This window comes from Streptomyces yokosukanensis, assembly GCF_001514035.1.
In the GTDB taxonomy this organism is placed as follows: domain Bacteria; phylum Actinomycetota; class Actinomycetes; order Streptomycetales; family Streptomycetaceae; genus Streptomyces; species Streptomyces yokosukanensis.
Genome location: NZ_KQ948207.1, coordinates 225017 through 243183 on the forward strand (window position 1 = coordinate 225017; position 18167 = coordinate 243183).

The following is an 18167-nucleotide window of genomic DNA, read 5'->3' on the forward strand; positions in this document are numbered from 1 at the left end:
CTCGGATCACCGTACGCGCCGCTGCGCGGAGCGGTCGCCGGGCTCGGTCCGTTGTCAGTGGTGGGCCTTACGGTTTGATCAGTGAGGACCTGCCGGAACGGCCGCGGGTCCGTCCCTGGGGAGGGGTCTGCCATGGCCACGGCGTCCGCGGTGTCGACGACGTATCTGGAGCTGTCGCAGGAGGGCGACGGCGCCCACAAGTTCTACGAGGTGACCGTCGACGGCCTGGTGGTGACGGTGCGGTACGGCAGGATCGGCGCGGCCGGGCAGATCCAGACGACGACGTTCCCGACCGCCGAGAAGGCCAGGGCGGCCGCCGCGAAGAAGGTGGGGGAGAAGGTCCGCAAGGGCTATGCCCCGGCCGTCCAGGGGCAGCGCGCCCCGCGCGCCGTGACCCGGCGTCAGGTCACCTCCGCCCCGTCGACCGCGCGCGCCGTGGCGCCCGTGCTGTGGCGCTTCCGGACCGGTTCCGCCGCGTTCGGCATCCATGTCGACGACGAGCACTGCTGGGTGGGCAACCAGTCGGGCGACGTCTACACCCTGGACCACGAGGGCGCACTGCTCGCGCGGTTCAGCCTGCCGGACGGGGTGAAGTGCCTGGTCGCCGACGACTTCTGGATCTACGCGGGCTGTGACGACGGCAAGGTCTACGACCTGTCCTCCAAGCTGCCGTTCGCCGCGTACGACATCGCCGCCGACGTCGACATCTTCTGGCTGGACATCCACGAGGGCATCCTGAACGTCTCGGACCGCGCCGGCCGGCTCACCGTCATCGACCACGAGGACGAACACCAGTGGGCCCGGCGCAGCCAGGGCGAGCACGCCTGGATGGTCCGTGCCGACGACCGCGCCGTCTACCACGGCCACCACCGGGGCGTGACCGCCTACGCACCCGACGGCGGCGGGGAGTTGTGGCACACCACCACCCGGGGCAGCGTGCTCTTCGGCTGGCAGGAGGACGACGCCGTCTACGCCGGTACCGGGCACCGCGTGGTCCAGCGGCTGTCGAAGGCGACCGGCGTGATCGAGGCGACGTACACCTGCGACAGCCCGGTGTACTCGTGCGCCACCTCCCCCGGCGGCCGGTTCGTCTTCGCCGGGGACTCCGCCTCGTCCGTCTACTGCTTCGACCAGGACGGCACGCGCCTGTGGAAGCTCGGCACGGGCGGCGGCTCGGCACTGTCCATGCAGTACCGCGACGAGCGGCTGTACCTGGTGACCACCGAGGGCTCGCTCGTGTGCGTCGACGCGAGCGAGTCGGCCATCACCGCGGCCCAGCAGGGCACGGTGCCGGTCGCGCGGGACGTCAAGCTCGCCGCCGCCCTGCCCACCTACGCGCCCGCCACCGCCGTCGCCGCCGTCTCCACGGTCACCCGGGCCCCGGCCGGCGCCGTGGTGGTCGAGTGCGTCCAGGACAGCGGCCGCCTTCGCGTGCACGTGGTGTCCGAGGGCTACGACGCCTCCTGGAACGTGCAGTTCCCGCGCGCCATACGGGAGCCGGGCGCCCGCTACGTCGTGGACGCCCTGCACCCGGCGGCCGGCGGCTTCTACCGCGTCCGCGGCGACATCCGCCGCCTGCTCTGACGCTCCCGCTCTCCGCCGCCCGCCCGACGGCCGCCGCGACGCGGACGGCACGTCCCGGCGGCTCCCGCCGGCCACCCCAGCTCGGGAAGAGGCGCTTGCCGCACCCGGCGAGCCGGGCGGCGCGTCAGCGCCGGGTGGTCGCCGCCTCCGCCAGCACCTCCCGCGCCAGGGACAGCGCCTCGGCCCGGTCCTGCGGTACCAGTCCGATGCGGGTACGCCGGTCCAGAAGGTCGGACTCGTCCAGGGCGCCCTCGTGGCGGACGGCCCACAGCAGTTCGGCGCGGGTCACCGGGTGGCCCGGCACGGGCTCGGCCAGGGCGGGGTCCTCCACCGCGAGGGCGTGGACGGCCTCGGCCTCGGTGCCGTAGCGGCGGACCAGCCGCTTCGGTGCGGACAGGGTGCGCAGCCGTTCCGGCGCGGCGGCGCCGACCAGGGGCAGTGCGGCGGTGGGGGAGGGCGCGGCGGAAAGACCGCGGGCGGCGGTGGCGGCGTCCACGGCGTCCTGCGCCATCCGCCGGTAGGTGGTCAGCTTGCCGCCGACGATCGTCGTGATGCCGTCGGGAGTCGTCAGCACCGCGTGCCGCCGGGAGATGTCGGAGGTACGGGCGGGCGCGCCGGCGCGGCCCTCGTGCCCGGACGTGTCCAGCAGCGGGCGCAGTCCGGCGAAGGCACCGACGACCTCCTCCCGGGCCACCGGAGCGTCCAGAACCGATCCGAGCACGTCCAGCAGGAAGCCGATGTCGGTCTCGGGCACCTCCGGGACGTCCGGGATCCCACCCTCGACCGGCTCGTCGGTGAGGCCGACGTACACCCGGCCGTCACCCTGGGGCAGGACCAGGACGAAACGGTTGGTCTCGCCGGGGATCGGGATGTGCAGTCCGGCCGGCAGGGCGCCGAGCCGCTCCGAGCGCAGGACCAGATGGGTGCCGCGGGACGGCCGGATCCGGATGCCCTCGACGAGGTCGCCCGCCCACACCCCGGCCGCGTTGATCACCGCGCGGGCCCTGATCTCGCCCTCCTCGCCGGTGAGTTCGTCGCGGACGCGGGCGCCGGTGCCGGTCAGCTCCAGCACCCTGACCCGGGTCAGCACCCGTGCCCCGCGCGCGGCGGCCGTCCTGGCCAGCGCGGTGACCAGCCGGGCGTCGTCGGTCACCTTGCCGTCCCAGGACAGCAGTCCGCCGCGCAGCCCGGCCGAGCGCACGGAGGGTGCCAGATGCCGGGCCTCCGTGGCCGACAGCCGACGCGGGGCGGGGAGCACCTGCCGGGGCGTCCGGGCGGCCATCCGCAGCACGTCCCCGGCCCGGAATCCGGCCCAGGCCAGCGAGGCCTGGGACCTGGACACCAGCGGGGTGAGCGGCAGGACGAACGGCTGGGCGGCCACCAGGTGCGGGGCGGTGCGGGTCATCAGCACCCCGCGCTCGACCGCGCTCTCGTGCGCGACGTCGAACTGCGCGGAAGCCAGATAGCGCAGCCCGCCGTGGATGAGCTTCGAGCTCCAGCGGGAGGTGCCGAAGGCCAGGTCGTGGGCGTCCACGGCGACGACGTCCAGCCCGCGGGCCGCCGCGTCCAGTGCGGCTCCGGCCCCGGTGGCGCCGAGTCCGACGACGAGGACGTCGGCGACCCTGCCGTCGGTGGCCTCGGCCAGTTCCCGGCCGCGGCGGTGTGCGTTGAGGGACGAGCCGGTGTGGGCGCTGGGGTGGCTCATGGCGTCAGGGTCCTCTCCAGGAGGGTGCGCAACTCGCCGAGGAAGGCGGCGGAGTCCAGCTCCGGATCGTCCTCGTCGGTCATGGTGCGCAGGGACAGGGTGAAGGACTGCACGGTCAACAGCAGGGCACGGGCCTGCCGTTCGACATGGCCGGGGCGTACCGACCCGTCCGCGTGGCCCGCGCGCAGTGCGTCGGCCAGCAGGGCCAGCAGCGCCTCCTGGCTCGCTCCGCGCCGGTCGAGGACATAGGGCAGCAGCAGTTCCGGATCGACGTCGACGATCTTGTGGAAGAGCGGGTGCGCCCGGAACGCCTCGATTCCCGCCACCAGTCCGTCCACGATCCGGGTGAGCGTGTCGATGCCGGCGGCGGGCTCCGGGATCGCCCGGGTGGCCACGTCGATCCACTCGCGGGTCATCAGATCGCCCACCAGGGTCCGCAGGTCCGGCCAGCGCCGGTAGAGCGTCATCCGGGAGACACCGGCGCGGCGGGCCACGTCGGCGAGGGTGGTGCGGCGCACTCCGACGGCCAGTACACAGTCGCGTACCGCGTCGAGCACGTGATCGTTGTCCGAACCGTTGTGACGAATAGGCGTCATGTGTCACAGTGTAACGCCCTGGGGGCCGGACGGAAGCGGCACACCGTCGCCCCGGGCACGGCCGCCGGGCCGTCGCGCGAACCGAGCACATCGACCTGTGAGGACGACCGTTCAATGGACATGCTGTGGAACGGCTGGGGCGACCCGGCCAAGGCGGCACCGCTGCCCGACTCGGTGACCGGACTGCTGCGCGACCTGCTCGGCGTCAAGCCCGTCACCACCCCTGCCCTCGGCCTGGACGACCTCCGCCTGCCCGGCACCACGGCCGACCCCGCCGCGCTCGAAGCGCTCGCCGAGGCCGTCGGCGGCGACCACGTCCGCACCGACAGCGAGAGCCGCATCCGCCACACCCGCGGCAAGTCCACCCCCGACCTGCTGCGCATGCGCGCCGGAGACTTCTCGGACGTGCCGCAGGCCGTGGTCCTGCCCGCCTCCCACGACGAGGTCCTCGCCGTGCTCCGCGTCTGCGCCCAGCACGGCCTCGCCGTCGTCCCCTTCGGCGGCGGCACGTCGGTCGTCGGCGGACTCGCCCCCCGGCGCGCGGCGTTCATCGCCCTGGACCTGCGCCGTATGAACGGCATGCTGGAGCTGGACCCCGTCTCGCGCACCGCGGTCCTCCAGCCCGGCCTGCGCGCCCCCGAGGCCGAAGCCCTGCTCGCCGAGCACGGCTTCACCCTCGGCCACTTCCCGCAGTCCTTCGAATGGGCCACCATCGGCGGTTTCGCCGCCGCCCGCTCCAGCGGCCAGGCGTCCGCCGGATACGGGCGCTTCGACGAGATGGTCCTCGGCCTGACCCTCGCCACCCCCGAGGGCACCCTCGAGACCGGCCGTGCCCCGCGCTCGGCCGCCGGACCCGACCTGCGCCAGCTGATCCTCGGTTCGGAGGGCGCCTTCGGCGTCATCACCGCCGTCGTCGTACGCATCCGCCCGCTGCCCGAGGTACGCCTCTACGAGGGCTGGCGGTTCGCCTCGTTCGAGGAAGGCGCCGCCGCCCTGCGTCGGCTCGCCCAGGACGGTCCCCGGCCGACGGTCCTGCGGCTGTCCGACGAGACCGAGACGCTCATCGGCCTGGCCCAGCCCGACGCCATCGGCGGCGACCTGGCCCAGAGCGAGGCCGGCTGCCTGGCCATCGCCGGCTACGAGGGCACGGCCGAGGACACGGCACAGCGCCGGGAGCAGGCGGCGGCCGTCCTCACCGCCTGCGGCGGCACCCTCGTGGGAGCGGAACCCGGCGAACGCTGGGCCCACGGCCGGTTCTCCGCACCGTATCTGCGGGACGCCCTGCTGGACGTCGGCGCCTTCGCCGAGACCCTGGAGACCGCCACCTTCTGGTCCCGTGTCCCCGACCTCTACACCACCGTGCGCACCGCACTCACCGAGACCCTCACCGAGGCCGGCACGCCGCCGCTCGTCATGTGCCACATCTCCCACGTCTACGAGAACGGCGCCTCGCTGTACTTCACCGTCGTCAGCGCGCAGGGTGAGGACCCGGTGGCCCACTGGGCGCCCGCCAAGCACGCCGCCAACGAAGCGGTGCTGGCAGCAGGTGGCACCATTTCCCATCATCACGGCGTCGGCATCGACCACCGCGACTGGTACGTCCGCGAGGTCGGACCGCTCGGCGTCGCGGCGCTGCGTGCCGTGAAGCGGTGCCTGGACCCCGAGGGCCTCCTCAACCCAGGCGTCCTGCTCCCCACCGACTGACCCCGCCCGAACCGACCGACCCGATCCGACACGATCCGATCCGATCCGATCCGCCTGCTTCGGAGGCACACCGATGCGACAGTTCACCGCCGTCGTCAACCCCACCGCGGGCGGCTCCACCGGGGCGGCGACACTGCTGCAGCTGGCCCGGCTGCTCCGTGAGGCCGGGGCCGAGCTGGAGACGGAGTACAGCCACAGCCTTCCCCACGCCCAGGACATCGCCCGCCGCGCCGGAGAGCGCGGCCGGATCGTCCTGGCCGTCGGCGGCGACGGCATCGCCGGCGGCATCGGCGGGGCGCTGAGCGGCACCGGAACCGTCCTCGGCCTGGTCCCCGCGGGGCGCGGCAACGACTTCGCCCGCGCCCTGAAGCTGCCCGACGACCCCGCCGCGCTGGCCGACATCCTGCTGCGCGCCGAGCCTCGGCCGGTCGACACCATCGAGGTGGAGTCGGCCGTCCACCCGCGCACCGTGGTCCTGGGCAGCGTCTACGCGGGAGTGGACGCCGTGGCCAACCGGCACGCCAACCACGCCCGACTGCTGCGCGGCGCCGCCTCCTACTACGCGGGCGGCCTGCGCGCCGTCACCACCTGGCGCGCCGCCGACTACCGCATCACCGTCGACGGCGAGGACCACACCCACCGCGGCTACACCGTCGTAGCCGCCAACTCCCCCTACTACGGCTCCGGCCGGCTCATCGCCCCCGACGCACGCGTCGACGACGGACTGCTGGACGTGGTGATGATCCGCGACGCACCGCGCCGGCTCTTCTTCGCCCTCATGAACGAGCTGAAGACGGGCGCCCACGTCCACCGCCCCGAGGTGCGCGTCCTGCGCGGGCGCGAACTGCGCATCGAGGCCAGCCGGCCCGTCCCCTACGGCGCCGACGGCGAGGTGGATGCCACCCTCCCCGTCACCGTGCGGGTACGGCCCGCAGACCTGCCGATGCTGTACTGACCGCGCGCTCGCCCTGCGGGACACACATACGTGTGCCCACGAATTCCCGGCGCGGATCGAGAAGTGGCACCGCGTCGGTGCATGACCGGCCGGCCCTGGGTAGGGGGAGGGGAACCCGGCCGAGCGTGCCGGGGGAGGGGTTGGTCCGCCATGGCGCTGGAGCCCGCCGAGGGCGTGGTGCAGGCCGTCGTCCTGTACGACGGACGGCTGCTGCTGGTGGCCGACGGCGACGGCTGGGCGCTGCCGTCGGGTGATCCCCAACCGGCCGAGCCGGCCGAGGCCACCGCCGCGCGGGTCGTCTACGAACTCACCGGGTACCTCGTCGACGGCACCGAGAGCCTCGCCCCGCGCGCCGGCGCACGGCCGGACGAGGCGTCCGCCGTGGTGTGCCAGCTGCTCAGCGAGTCCCCGTCGGACTCGGCCGGCCGCGCGCGGGAGCAGGTGCGCTGGGCGCCGATCCCCGAGGCCGACGGTGCCGCACTCCCGGCAGCCGTGCGCGACTACCTTCGCGGCCACACCCCCGCGTGAGACCGGCCGGTCCCACCGGTCACCGATCCGGCGCCGGGTCCGCCGCCGCGTCCGTCGCGTGCGTCAGGAAGCGCTGCCGGTCGACGACCGCCCGGTCGATCTCGCCCGTCGCGACCAGCCGGCCCGCGCCGTCGACGGCCCGGACCACGAACGTGACATGCCCGCCCGCCCCGGAGGCGACGGGTTCGGCGCTCACCTCGATCCGGCCGCCGACCGGTGTGGCCCGCAGATGCCGGATCCGCACCCCCGTGCCGACGGTCGTCCGGCCGGACCCGGTGAAGCGGGCGGCGGCCCGCACGGTGGCCGCCTCCAGCCACGCGATCAACCGCGGGGTGGCGAGAACGGGCACGTCCCCGCCGCCCACCGCCACCGCGGTGTCGGCATCGGTCACCTCGTGGTGCATACGTTCACGCTAGTGCCCCGACGGGCAACGTTCGCCCCGGCGGCCCGCACGCGCCCGCCCTCCGGCCCCGCCGACCGCACGATCGACACGCCGGGCCGGCACATCAGGTGCGAGCGCCCCGCCGGCCTCACCGGCGGGGCAGCTCCACCACGTCCACGGTGTCGCCGGCCGGTACACCGCCCGGCGGGACCACCGCGAGACCGTCCGCCAGAGCGAGGCCCCGCAGCATCGCCGGACCGTCGAACGGCAGCGGCGTCACCTTCTGCCCCGCGGTGAACACCGGCAGCAGCCGGGTGTCGCGCGGATGCCCCGGCAGCGCCGAGCCGGCCGTCAGCTGGACCGGCTCGGGCGCGCAGTGCCCGCCGAGGTGGCGCAGCAGCGGCTCGGCCAGGGTGACCATGCCGGCCACGGCGGCCAGCGGGTTCCCGGGCAGCCCGACGAGCCGGCGCGCCCGCCCGTCGGCGGTGGCCGGCAACTCGGCGAGCAGCATGGGGTGACCTGGGCGTACGGCCACGGAGTCGACCAGCAGCCGGGCATCCAGCGCGCGGAGCGTGTCGTGCAGGAAGTCCACCGGTCCCGACGCGGTGCTCCCGGTGGTGACCACGACATCGGCGGGCGAGCGCCGCACGGCTTCCCCGAGCGCGGCGAGGTCGTCGGCGACCCGTTCATGGCTGATCAGCTCGGCACCGCAGGCCCGCAGCCACGGCGGCAGCAGCGGGCCGAGCGCGTCACGGACCCGTCCGCCGCGCGGCACGCCCTGGGCGAGCAACTCGTCGCCGAGGACGAGCAGTTCCACGCTCGGACGGCGGTGCACCGTCAGCCGGTCGTACCCGGCCGCCGCCGCCAGGCCCAGCACCCGCTCGGTCACGGTGGTGCCGGCGGGCAGCAGCGGTTCTCCGGAGCGGCATTCCTGGCCCCGCGGACGGATGTCCTGGCCCTCGGGCACCGGGGCGGGGGAGCGGTCGTGGAGCAGGCCCCGCTCGGTGTCCGCCGCACCGTGCTCGTGCCGCAGTACGGCGGTCGCGCCCGCCGGCAGCGGTGCGCCGGTGGCGAGGGGGACGGCCGAGTCCGGCCCGAGCGGTCCGGGCTCCCGGCCGGCCAGGACGCCCGCGCCACCGAGCCGCCACGGGCCCGGTCCGGACACGGCCCAGCCGTCCATCGCGGCCGTCGCGAAGGGCGGCAGGTCGGTGAGGGCCACGAGCGGTTCGGCCAGCGCGTGTCCCAGGGCGTCGGCGAGGGTGCGGGGGACCGCCGGCAGCGGCTGCCCGGCGCACGACCGGGCGATCGAGCGGGCCCGTTCCCAGGTCCGGGCGGCCCGGAGCGAGCCGGGCTCGGTCTGCGATCCGTGCGGTGCCGGGCCATCGGCCGTCCGGGATGCCGTCATGCGGATCATCGTCGAACAGCCGTCCGAGGAAGTCAAAGAGGCCTGGTTTGTCTGCCGATAGGCGGCGCCTATCTGATAACCCGCACTTGTCAAATGATCGAGAACACCTCTTTGACGCGCTGCCGCGGAGGGGCGGATGCTGCCGACGCGTGCCTGGAGGACAACGGAAAGAGGCGGACCGGATCATGAGCGAGATCGAGGACCCCGGCGACGATCTGTCGGTCACCCCGCCCAAGCGCTGGGCGACCGGTGTGCCGGCGGTCACGCACGCACTGGAGTATTCGCTGGGCCAGACGACCGTACGACGCACCGCGCTGACCCTGCTCAACATCAACCAGGTCAAGGGATTCGACTGCCCGGGATGCGCCTGGCCCGAGCCCGCGCCCGGCCGACGGCACCGGAACGAGTACTGCGAGAACGGCGCCAAGCACATCAGCGACGAAGCCACCTCGCGGCGGGTCACCGCCGAGTTCTTCCGCCGGCATTCGATTGCCGAACTCGGCGCCAGGTCCGACTACTGGCTCAACCAGCAGGGCCGGCTGACCGAGCCCATGGTCAAACGGCCCGGCGCCACGCACTACGAGCCGATCGGCTGGGACAAGGCGTTCAGCGTGCTCGCCGGGGAACTGCGCCGGCTGGACTCCCCGGACGAGGCCCTGTTCTACACCTCCGGCCGGCTGAACAACGAAGCCGCCTTCCTGCTGCAGCTCTTCGCCCGCGCCTACGGGACCAACAACCTGCCGGACTGCTCCAACCTGTGCCACGAGTCGAGCGGCTCCGCGCTGCAGGAGACCCTGGGCATCGGCAAGGGCAGTGTCTCCCTGGACGACATCCACACCGCCGACCTCGTCTTCGTCGTCGGACAGAACCCGGGCACCAACCATCCGCGGATGCTGACCGCGCTGGAGGAGACCAAGCGCAACGGCGGAAAGGTCATCGCCGTCAACCCGCTGCCGGAGGCCGGACTCATCCGCTTCAAGCACCCGCAGAAGGCCCGCGGAGTGCTCGGCCGGGGCACACCGATAGCCGACCAGTTCCTGCAGATCCGGCCCGGCGGCGACCTCGCCCTCTTCCAGGCGCTGAACCGGCTCCTGCTGGAGGCCGAGGACGAGCGCCCCGGCACCGTACTCGACCACGCGTTCATCAGCGCCCGCACCACCGGCTTCGCCGACTTCGCCGACCACGCGCGCAAGGTCCCGTGGGAGGACGTCCTCGCCGCGACCGGGCTCACCCGAGAGGAGATCGAACGCGTCCACGACCAGGTGCTGCGCAGCGAGAAGATCATCGTCTGCTGGGCCATGGGACTCACCCAGCACAAGCACGGCGTCCCGACCATCCGTGAGGTCGTCGACTTCCTGCTGCTGCGCGGCAACATCGGCCGGCCGGGCGCGGGGGTCTGCCCGGTGCGCGGCCACAGCAACGTCCAGGGCGACCGCACGATGGGCATCTGGGAGCGCATGCCCCGGACGTTCCTCGACGCCCTGGGCCGCGAGTTCGGGTTCACCCCGCCCGCGCACCACGGACTGGACTCCGTGGGCGGCATCCGGGCCATGCGTGACGGCACCGCGAAGGTCTTCCTCGGAGTGGCCGGCAACTTCGTGCGGGCCACGCCCGACAGCCATGTGACCGAGGAGGCGATGCGGCGCTGCCGGCTCACCGCACACATCTCCACCAAGCTCAACCGCTCGCACACGGTCTGCGGGGACATCGCCCTCATCCTGCCCACCCTCGGCCGCAGCGACCGCGACATCCAGGCGTCCGGCGAGCAGTTCATCACCGTCGAGGACTCCATGAGCGAGGTGCACGCCTCCCGGGGACGCCTCGCGCCCGCCTCCCCGCACCTGCTCAGCGAGGTCGCGATCATCAGCCAGCTGGCCCGCGGCACCCTGGGTGACACACCGGCCATCCCCTGGGAGGAGTTCGAGGCGGACTACGACACCGTCCGCGACCGCATCGCCCGCGTCGTACCGGGCTTCGAGAACTTCAACGCCCGGGTGGCCGAGCCCGGCGGCTTCCGGCTGCCCAACCCCGTCAACCGGCGTGTGTTCCGCACGCCGAGCGGCAAGGCGGTCTTCACCGTCAACGAGTTCACGATGCCGGACATCCCCGAGGGCCATCTGCTGCTGCAGACGCTGCGCTCCCACGACCAGTGGAACACCGTGCCGTACGCGATGAACGACCGCTACCGCGGTGTCCACAACGCCCGCCGGGTCGTGCTGGTCAACCCCGACGACCTGGCCGCCCTCGGATTCGCCGACCGCGACCGGGTGGACCTGGTCGCCGTCTGGCACGACGGGCTGGAACGCCGCGCGGAGGACTTCCGCGTCGTCGCCTACCCGGCCAGCCGCGGCTCCGCCGCCTCCTACTATCCCGAGACCAACGTCCTGGTACCGCTGGACAGCGTCGCCGACATCAGCAACACCCCCACCTCCAAGGGCGTGCTGATCCGCATGGAGCCCACCCGCGCCGGCACCACCCCCGCCACCTGAAGCCGAGGCCTCCCCGCCGCCCCGCACGGACGGCTCCGCGCGGTACGTCGGGGAGCGGGCACGCCGGTGCCGTCGCGGCTACCGGCCCGGGTCGCCCGGCACACGCTCCAGTGCCGAGGCCACATCGGTGGAGCGGGCGATGTCCGTCAGGGCCCTCGCCATCACCGAATCCGGCTCCCGGGCGGCGGTCACCAGCCCCACCGGCACCGCCGCGGCGGGCTCGACCAGCGGTACCGCCCGCATGCCCGGCGGAACGCCGAACACATGCAGCCAGGCGTGCGGCACGACACTCGCCCACCGTCCCGTCCGCACATGGGCGAACAGCGCCGCCACGGAGTCGGTCTCCAGCCGTGGCGAGGGCTGTGTCCCGGCCCGTGCGAACAGCTCGTCCAGCACCCGGCGCCCCTGCATCGCCCCGGTCAGCAGGCACAGCGGCAGCCGCGACGCCTCCGCCCACGTGGCCGTCGTACGCCGGGCCAGACCGTCGGCGGCCGTGAGCAGCAGGACGTACCGCTCCTGGTACAGCGCAACGGTGTGGAAGTTCGCCGACAGATCCTCCCGCAGATAGGTGATCCCGGCGTCGAGCTCGAAGTTCTGCAGCTGCCGCAGGATGTCCACGGACTGCAGATCCGCGATCACCTCCACCGTGACCAGTGGATGCGCCGCGCAGAACGGACCGGTCAGCTCGGCGACGGCGGCGGACGCCGTCGGCACGGAACCGATCCGTATCCGGCCGCTCAACCCGCTGCGCAGAGCGTCGACCTCGTCCTTCAGGGCATCGCGGTCGGCGAGGATCCGCTGCGCCCAGACGACGATGCGTTCCCCCTCCGGGGTGAGGCCCTCGTACTTGCGGCCGCGCCGCACCAGCGGCATGTCGAGTTCCTCCTCCAGCTTGCGCAGCGCCTCCGACAGTGCGGGCTGGGAGACATGGCAGGCCTGGGCGGCACGCGCGAAGTGCCGCTCCCGGGAGAGGGCGACGAGGTATTCCAGCTGACGAAAGAGCACGGCACGGGTGTACCCGACCGCTGCTCGCAAAGCCAGTCCCGGACCGCGCGCACGGCCCGCGCCGTGCCGGGTACGACCTGCCGAGTCGGCGGGGCGGCGCCATGCTGGTGCGAGGACCTGACAGCGACCCGGCGCCGAGCAGGCCGAGGAGTCCCACGGCGACCGGGGCCCTCCGAGGCCTTGTGAGGAGGCGGACTCCCGTGGTCGAACCGCAGCCCGTCATCGTCCCGCCGGCCAGAGCCGCCGTGTTCCTCGTCGTCACCGTCGTACCGGGCGGTGAGGACACGGTCCGCGACCTGCTCGAGGACGTCTCGGCCCTGCGCCGCTCGGTGGCCTTCCGCGCGCCCGCCGAAGAACTCAGCTGTGTCGTCGGCATCGGATCGCAGGCATGGGACCGTCTGTTCGGCGGCCCGCGCCCACGGCAGCTGCACCCCTTCGTGGACCTCCTCGGGCCCCGCCACCGAGCCGTCGGCACACCCGGCGACCTGCTCTTCCACGTCCGCTCCCGCCGTATGGACCTCTGCTTCGAACTGGCCCGGCTGCTGGGCGAGCGACTGGAGAAGGCGGCCACGGTGGTCGACGAAGTGCATGGCTTCAAGTTCTTCGACGAACGCGATCTGCTCGGCTTCGTGGACGGCAGCGAGAACCCGGAGGGAAGGGCCGCGGAGGACGCCGTGTTCATCGGCGACGAGGACGCGGACTTCGCGGGCGGCAGCTATGTGATCGTGCAGAAGTACCTGCACGACATGACGGCCTGGAACGCCCTGTCGGCCGAGGAACAGGACATGGTCATCGGACGTACCAAGCTGGCCAACATCGAACTCCCCGGCGATGTGCAGCCCGCCGATTCCCATGTCGCCCTGAACACCCTCACCGACGACAACGGCGTCGAACGCAAGATCGTGCGGGAGAACATGCCCTTCGGCACCATCGGCACCGGCGAATTCGGCACCTACTTCATCGGCTACGCCCGGACCCCGGACGTCACCGAGGACATGCTGAGGAACATGTTCCTCGGCCGCCACCCCGGCCAGCACGACCGGATTCTCGATTTCTCGGTGCCGGTCACGGGCTGCCTCTTCCACGTGCCCACCCTGACCTTTCTCGACGACCTGCCGGCCGCTCCGCGGGGCGCCACCGGCTGAGGCCGCGACCCAGTGTCACCGGCGACGACAACGCGTGCCCTCCGTTTGCGGTGCCGTGCCCGGCGGGGTTCAGTGATTACGGACCCCGGAACAACGACCCCTGTGGATCGCCGCCCCCGCGGATCACCGCCCCGTGGATCAACGGCCTCCCGCGTCCAGGAGCAGTCATGTCGATGTCGTTCGGTGCACCGTTCGGTTCGTCGGATCCCTTCAGCGAGTTGTTCAATCGGTTCTTCGGGACGTCCCCGGCGTCATCGCCTCCCGCGGTGCAGCGCGTACCGATCGGCCGCCTGCTGACGGACTCCTCGCAGGAACTGCTGAGCCTCGCCGCGCAACGGGCGGTCGAAGACGGTACGTCCGATCTGGACACGGAACATCTGCTGTGGGCGGCCACGAAGGTCGAGCCGTCCCGCAGGCTCCTCTCCCAGGTGGGCATCGATCCCGACGCGCTCGCGGCAGAGATCGCCAAGATCCTTCCGCGCGAGTCCGGCGAGCCCTCCGCGCAACCGGGCCTCACCCCGGCCGCCAAGCGCACACTCGGTGCCGCCTACGCCCAGTCGCAGGCCGCCGGAGTGTCGTACATCGGCCCCGAGCACATCCTCGGCGCGCTCCTCGGTGACAGTGACACGGGTGCCGCCAAGCTGCTGCGCGCCGAGGGCAAGGACACACAGCGACTGGCGGACCTGACCGAGCAGGCCGCCCGCGCCGACGCCCTGCCCGCCGAACGGAAACAGCCGGCCACGACGCTGGACGAGTACGGCCGCGACCTGACCGAAGAGGCCAAGGCGGGCAAGCTCGACCCGGTGGTGGGGCGTGGCGAGGAGATCGAGCAGACCGTCGAGATCCTCTCCCGCCGCTCCAAGAACAACCCCGTCCTCATCGGCGAGCCCGGCGTCGGCAAGACCGCCATCGTCGAGGGACTCGCGCAGCGGATCGTGGCGGGGGAGGTGCCCGACACCCTGAAGGACAAGAGGGTGGTGGCGCTGGATCTGTCGGGCATGGTGGCCGGGGCGCAGTACCGCGGGCAGTTCGAGGAACGCTTGAAGAAGGTCATCGAGGACGTCCAGGCCGCCAAGGGCCAGATCATCCTCTTCATCGACGAGATGCACACCGTCGTGGGCGCGGGCGCTACGGGCGAGGGGTCGATGGACGCGGGCAACATGCTCAAGCCCGCGCTCGCCCGCGGTGAGCTGCATGTGGTGGGGGCCACGACGATCGACGAGTACCGCAAGTACGTGGAGAAGGACGCCGCGCTGGAGCGCCGCTTCCAGCCGGTGATGGTGCCCGAGCCGACGGTGGAGGAGACCGTGCAGATCCTGGAGGGCCTGCGCGACTCCTACGAGGCCCACCACCAGGTCCGCTTCGACGACGCGGCGTTGGCGGCCGCCGCCGAGATGTCCGACCGCTACATCACCGATCGCTTCCTGCCCGACAAGGCGATCGACGTGATGGACCAGGCCGGGGCGCGCGTGCGGTTGCGCGGCGCGGGCCGTTCCACGGAGATCGTCAGTCGTGAGGACCGCATCGCCAAACTCCGCCGCGAACTCGAACACGCCGTGTCCGTCGAGGACTTCGAGAAGGCGTCCGAGGTGAAGCGGCAGGTCGCCGAGGTGGAGGGCGAACTCGCCGGCATCGAGGAGCGCCGTGAGGGCGTGGTGTCGGTGACGGCGGCGGACATCGCCGACGTGGTCTCGCGTCGTACGGGGATCCCGGTGTCGCAGCTGACGGCGAGCGAGAAGGAGAAGCTGCTCAAGCTGGAGGAGGAGATGCACGCCCGCATCGTCGGCCAGGACGAGGCCGTCACCGCCGTGTCCCAGGCGGTTCGGCGCAACCGGGCGGGCATGGGGGATCCGAACCGGCCGGTGGGATCCTTCCTCTTCCTCGGCCCCACCGGAGTCGGCAAGACCGAACTCGCCAAGACCCTGGCCGCGTTGCTGTTCGGGGAAGAAGACCGGATGATCCGGTTCGACATGAGCGAGTTCCAGGAGAAGCACACCGTCGCCCGGCTCGTGGGCGCCCCTCCCGGATACGTCGGCTACGAGGAAGCGGGCCAGCTCACGGAGAAGGTACGCCGCCGGCCCTACAGCGTGGTGCTGTTCGACGAGGTGGAGAAGGCGCACCCGGACGTCTTCAACACACTGCTGCAGATCCTCGACGACGGCCGGCTCACCGACGCCCAGGGCCGCACGGTGGACTTCCGGCACTGCGTGATCATCATGACCTCCAACATCGGGGCACACCGGATCCTGGACCACAAGGGCGATGTGTCGGAGCTGAAGGACGAGTTGATGGAGGATCTGCGGACCAGGTTCCTGCCGGAGTTCCTGAACCGCATCGACGACATCATCATCTTCCACGGGCTGACCCAGGACGATCTGGGGGAGATCGTGGAGCACCTGCTGGAGCAGAGCAGGCGCCGCGTCCACGCGCAGGGGATGACGCTGGAGGTGACCGAGGCGGCGAAGAAGCTGCTGATCGCCCACGGTCATCAGCCGGAGTTCGGCGCCCGGCCGCTGCGCCGCACCATCCAGGCGGAACTCGACAACCGAATCGCCACCCTGCTGCTCAGCGGCGAGGCCGAGCCGGGAGACACCATCGTCGCCGACGTCCAGCACGACTCGCTGCACTGCATCGTGCGCAAGAGCAGCGGATCCGGCGAGCCCGCCGAGGCCGGCGCCCCGGCGGCGGAGCAGTGACGGAGGATCCCATGACGCACCATCACCACAAGTCCAACGAACAGGTCGAGGGAGACCCGGACACCGGTCACGGACGGGGCATGCCGCGCCGGCCCGACGAGGCCCGACTCGAAGAGCGCACCCGGGAGGACCGACGGGAGGCGGGACTGCCGGTCGGGAAGTGGGAGGACTCCGGGACCCGGCAGGAGGAGGAACCGGCCGAGACCGACCACGAGCAGAGCTGACACCGACACGGTGTCCGGGCGCTTGCCCCCATCAGATTCCCTCTCCCCACAGGAGGTTTCGATGTCCTCGAAGCGACGCCGGAAGAAGAAGTCGCGGCGCAAGCACGCCGCCAACCACGGCAAGCGGCCCCAGTCCTGAAGACAGGGAGGGCGCCGGCCCCGGATGCTGCCGGCGCCCTCCCTGGGAAACAGGCCGGTGCACCGGCAGACTCGGACCCATGCGACCGATGACGCCCCCTCGCGCCCCTTCGAACGCGGTCACGTCGAGGTGCACGGCATGACGTCCGCCGTGGTGGTCGGCGGTGGGCCCAACGGGCTCGCCGCAGCCGCCCTGCTCGCCGAGGCGGGACTCGACGTCACGCTGCTGGAAGCGGCCGACGAGGTCGGCGGCGGCACCCGCAGCCATGAGGCACTGCTGCCGGGTCTCCTGCACGACCACTGCTCGGCCGTCCACCCCACGGCCGTCACCTCCCCGGCCCTGCGCGCGCTCGGTCTCGAACGACACGGGCTGCGCTGGCTGACGGCGGACATCGACTGCGTGCACCCGCTGGACGACGGAAGCGCCGGGGTACTGCTGCGTTCCGTCGAGGACACCGCCCGCATGCTCGGCCCCGACGGCGCCCGCTACCGCGCCCTCTTGGCCACTCCGGTACGGCACTGGGACGCGCTGGCGCGCGAGGTGATGGGTCCCCTGCTGCGGATCCCCTCGCAGCCACTGCTGCTCGCCCGCTTCGGGCTGCCCACCACCCTTCCCGCCACCCTCCTCGCCCGTCTCTTCACCACTGCGCGGGCACAGGCCCTGTGGGCGGGCGTCGCGGCGCACTCCTTCCGCCCGCTGTCCCGTCCGTTCACCTCGGCGATCGGGCTCGGGATCCTCACCGCGGGCCACGCGGCCGGCTGGGCCGTGGCCGAAGGCGGTTCACAGTCCATCGCCCGCAGCATGGAAACGGTGCTGCGCGAGCACGGCGGCACCATCCACACCGGCGTCCGCGTCACCGACCACCGGCAGCTCCCGCCCGCGGACGTGACCCTGCTCGACCTCGACCCCGGCCAGATCGCCAGCCTCTACGGGGACCGGCTCCCGGCCCGGGTGCGCGGAGCCTACCTGCGCTTCCGGCGCGCACCAGCCGCCTTCAAACTCGACCTGGCCGTCGAAGGCGGCGTGCCCTGGACGAACGAGCACGCGCGACGGGCCGCCACCGTGCACCTCGGCGGCCGGCTGGCCGAGGTGGTCCGTGCGGAGCGGGATGTGGTGGCCGGCCGCATGCCGGAGCGCCCGTTCGTGCTGGTCGGCCAGCAGTATCTGGCCGACCCCTCCCGCTCGGTCGGCGACGTCCACCCCGTGTACACCTACGCGCACGTCCCCTACGGCTACGACGGGGACGCGACCGGGGCGATACTCCGTCAGCTGGAGCGGTTCGCCCCCGGCGTCCGCGAGCGCATCGTGGGCCGACAAGCCACCCACCCCGCCGGGTTCGCCACCGCCAACCCCAACTTCACCGGCGGCGACATCATCACCGGTGCCCGGACGACCCCCCAGCTCCTTCTCGGACCCCGCCCGACCCTCGACCCGTACGCGACGGGCCTGCCCGGTGTGTTCCTGTGCTCGGCGGCGACCCCGCCCGGCCCCGGTGCGCACGGCATGTGCGGCGCCGGAGCCGCGGCCGCCGCACTGCGCCACCTGGGCGTCAGCGGCCACGGCGCCCCGACGTCGGGTCGAGGTGGACGCACCTGACCGCAGGACCGGGC

14 protein-coding genes and 1 pseudogene are annotated in these 18167 nt (G+C 72.7%); 10 read left to right on the top strand and 5 right to left on the bottom strand.

What is annotated here, in order from left to right:
- Positions 1-132: 132 nt before the first annotated feature.
- Positions 133-1584, top strand: a complete 1452-nt coding sequence (locus AQI95_RS04305; RefSeq protein ID WP_067117550.1) for a WGR domain-containing protein — start codon at positions 133-135, stop codon at positions 1582-1584.
- Between the two features lie 124 nt (positions 1585-1708).
- On the opposite strand, the gene AQI95_RS04310 is transcribed toward AQI95_RS04305, so the two are convergent.
- Both AQI95_RS04310 and AQI95_RS04315 read right to left on the bottom strand, forming a co-directional pair.
- Positions 1709-3289 (bottom strand): glycerol-3-phosphate dehydrogenase/oxidase, encoded by a 1581-nt coding sequence (locus tag AQI95_RS04310; protein WP_067117553.1) that lies wholly within the window; start codon positions 3287-3289, stop codon positions 1709-1711.
- Positions 3286-3885 (bottom strand): TetR/AcrR family transcriptional regulator, encoded by a 600-nt coding sequence (locus AQI95_RS04315; RefSeq protein WP_067117556.1) that lies wholly within the window; start codon positions 3883-3885, stop codon positions 3286-3288. The genes AQI95_RS04310 and AQI95_RS04315 overlap by 4 nt, the downstream gene beginning before the upstream one ends.
- A 114-nt stretch (positions 3886-3999) precedes the next feature.
- On the opposite strand from AQI95_RS04315, the gene AQI95_RS04320 reads away from it, so the two are divergent.
- The 3 genes from AQI95_RS04320 to AQI95_RS04330 all read left to right on the top strand — a co-directional run bounded on the left by AQI95_RS04320 (position 4000) and on the right by AQI95_RS04330 (position 7072).
- Positions 4000-5589 carry an FAD-binding oxidoreductase gene (locus tag AQI95_RS04320; protein ID WP_067117559.1) on the top strand — a complete coding sequence of 530 codons (1590 nt, stop codon included), beginning with the start codon at positions 4000-4002 and terminating at the stop codon, positions 5587-5589.
- Positions 5590-5662: 73 nt separating this feature from the next.
- Complete coding sequence (locus tag AQI95_RS04325; protein WP_067117562.1) at positions 5663-6544, top strand: YegS/Rv2252/BmrU family lipid kinase; 882 nt, start codon at positions 5663-5665, stop codon at positions 6542-6544.
- Between the two features lie 150 nt (positions 6545-6694).
- Positions 6695-7072: an NUDIX domain-containing protein gene (locus tag AQI95_RS04330; protein WP_067117565.1), complete on the top strand. Its 378-nt coding sequence runs from the start codon at positions 6695-6697 to the stop codon at positions 7070-7072.
- Between the two features lie 19 nt (positions 7073-7091).
- Here AQI95_RS04330 and AQI95_RS04335 read toward each other — a convergent pair whose 3' ends face one another.
- Together AQI95_RS04335 and AQI95_RS04340 are read right to left on the bottom strand one after the other, a co-directional pair.
- Complete coding sequence (locus AQI95_RS04335; RefSeq protein WP_067117568.1) at positions 7092-7475, bottom strand: thioesterase family protein; 384 nt, start codon at positions 7473-7475, stop codon at positions 7092-7094.
- A gap of 127 nt (positions 7476-7602) precedes the next feature.
- Complete coding sequence (locus tag AQI95_RS04340) at positions 7603-8859, bottom strand: molybdopterin molybdotransferase MoeA (RefSeq protein ID WP_067117571.1); 1257 nt, start codon at positions 8857-8859, stop codon at positions 7603-7605.
- A 185-nt stretch (positions 8860-9044) separates the two neighbouring features.
- On the opposite strand from AQI95_RS04340, the gene AQI95_RS04345 reads away from it, so the two are divergent.
- Complete coding sequence (locus AQI95_RS04345) at positions 9045-11348, top strand: FdhF/YdeP family oxidoreductase (protein WP_067117574.1); 2304 nt, start codon at positions 9045-9047, stop codon at positions 11346-11348.
- A 78-nt stretch (positions 11349-11426) separates the two neighbouring features.
- Here the strand turns inward: AQI95_RS04345 and AQI95_RS04350 are convergent, their stop codons facing one another.
- On the bottom strand, positions 11427-12353 hold the full coding sequence (locus tag AQI95_RS04350; RefSeq protein ID WP_067117577.1) for a LysR family transcriptional regulator: 927 nt from the start codon (positions 12351-12353) through the stop codon (positions 11427-11429).
- A 200-nt stretch (positions 12354-12553) separates the two neighbouring features.
- Here AQI95_RS04350 and AQI95_RS04355 point away from each other — a divergent pair, with 200 nt between their 5' ends.
- From AQI95_RS04355 to AQI95_RS04370, 5 genes and pseudogenes are all read left to right on the top strand, one after another.
- Positions 12554-13498 (top strand): Dyp-type peroxidase, encoded by a 945-nt coding sequence (locus AQI95_RS04355; RefSeq protein WP_067117580.1) that lies wholly within the window; start codon positions 12554-12556, stop codon positions 13496-13498.
- A gap of 167 nt (positions 13499-13665) precedes the next feature.
- Positions 13666-16194 (top strand): ATP-dependent Clp protease ATP-binding subunit, encoded by a 2529-nt coding sequence (locus AQI95_RS04360; protein WP_067117584.1) that lies wholly within the window; start codon positions 13666-13668, stop codon positions 16192-16194.
- Positions 16195-16205: 11 nt separating this feature from the next.
- A complete protein-coding gene (locus tag AQI95_RS04365; protein ID WP_067117587.1) occupies positions 16206-16418 on the top strand; it encodes a hypothetical protein in 213 nt (70 codons plus the stop codon).
- A 61-nt stretch (positions 16419-16479) separates the two neighbouring features.
- Positions 16480-16557 carry a 50S ribosomal protein bL37 gene (locus tag AQI95_RS50290; RefSeq protein ID WP_373287922.1) on the top strand — a complete coding sequence of 26 codons (78 nt, stop codon included), beginning with the start codon at positions 16480-16482 and terminating at the stop codon, positions 16555-16557.
- A 21-nt stretch (positions 16558-16578) separates the two neighbouring features.
- Positions 16579-18153 (top strand): annotated as a pseudogene (locus AQI95_RS04370) (phytoene desaturase family protein); the annotation flags it as partial.
- Between the last annotated feature and the right edge of the window lie 14 nt (positions 18154-18167).

Excerpts from the sequence above, each read along its gene's own strand:
- AQI95_RS04305 (WP_067117550.1), top strand. The coding sequence starts at position 133 with ATGGCCACGGCGTCCGCGGTGTCGACGACGTATCTGGAGCTGTCGCAG.
- AQI95_RS04330 (WP_067117565.1), top strand. The coding sequence starts at position 6,695 with ATGGCGCTGGAGCCCGCCGAGGGCGTGGTGCAGGCCGTCGTCCTGTAC.
- AQI95_RS04345 (WP_067117574.1), top strand. The coding sequence starts at position 9,045 with ATGAGCGAGATCGAGGACCCCGGCGACGATCTGTCGGTCACCCCGCCC.
- AQI95_RS50290 (WP_373287922.1), top strand. The coding sequence starts at position 16,480 with ATGTCCTCGAAGCGACGCCGGAAGAAGAAGTCGCGGCGCAAGCACGCC.
- AQI95_RS04365 (WP_067117587.1), top strand. The coding sequence starts at position 16,206 with ATGACGCACCATCACCACAAGTCCAACGAACAGGTCGAGGGAGACCCG.
- AQI95_RS04335 (WP_067117568.1), bottom strand. The coding sequence starts at position 7,475 with ATGCACCACGAGGTGACCGATGCCGACACCGCGGTGGCGGTGGGCGGC.
- AQI95_RS04325 (WP_067117562.1), top strand. The coding sequence starts at position 5,663 with ATGCGACAGTTCACCGCCGTCGTCAACCCCACCGCGGGCGGCTCCACC.
- AQI95_RS04360 (WP_067117584.1), top strand. The coding sequence starts at position 13,666 with ATGTCGATGTCGTTCGGTGCACCGTTCGGTTCGTCGGATCCCTTCAGC.
- AQI95_RS04310 (WP_067117553.1), bottom strand. The coding sequence starts at position 3,289 with ATGAGCCACCCCAGCGCCCACACCGGCTCGTCCCTCAACGCACACCGC.
- AQI95_RS04320 (WP_067117559.1), top strand. The coding sequence starts at position 4,000 with ATGGACATGCTGTGGAACGGCTGGGGCGACCCGGCCAAGGCGGCACCG.
- AQI95_RS04340 (WP_067117571.1), bottom strand. The coding sequence starts at position 8,859 with ATGACGGCATCCCGGACGGCCGATGGCCCGGCACCGCACGGATCGCAG.
- AQI95_RS04315 (WP_067117556.1), bottom strand. The coding sequence starts at position 3,885 with ATGACGCCTATTCGTCACAACGGTTCGGACAACGATCACGTGCTCGAC.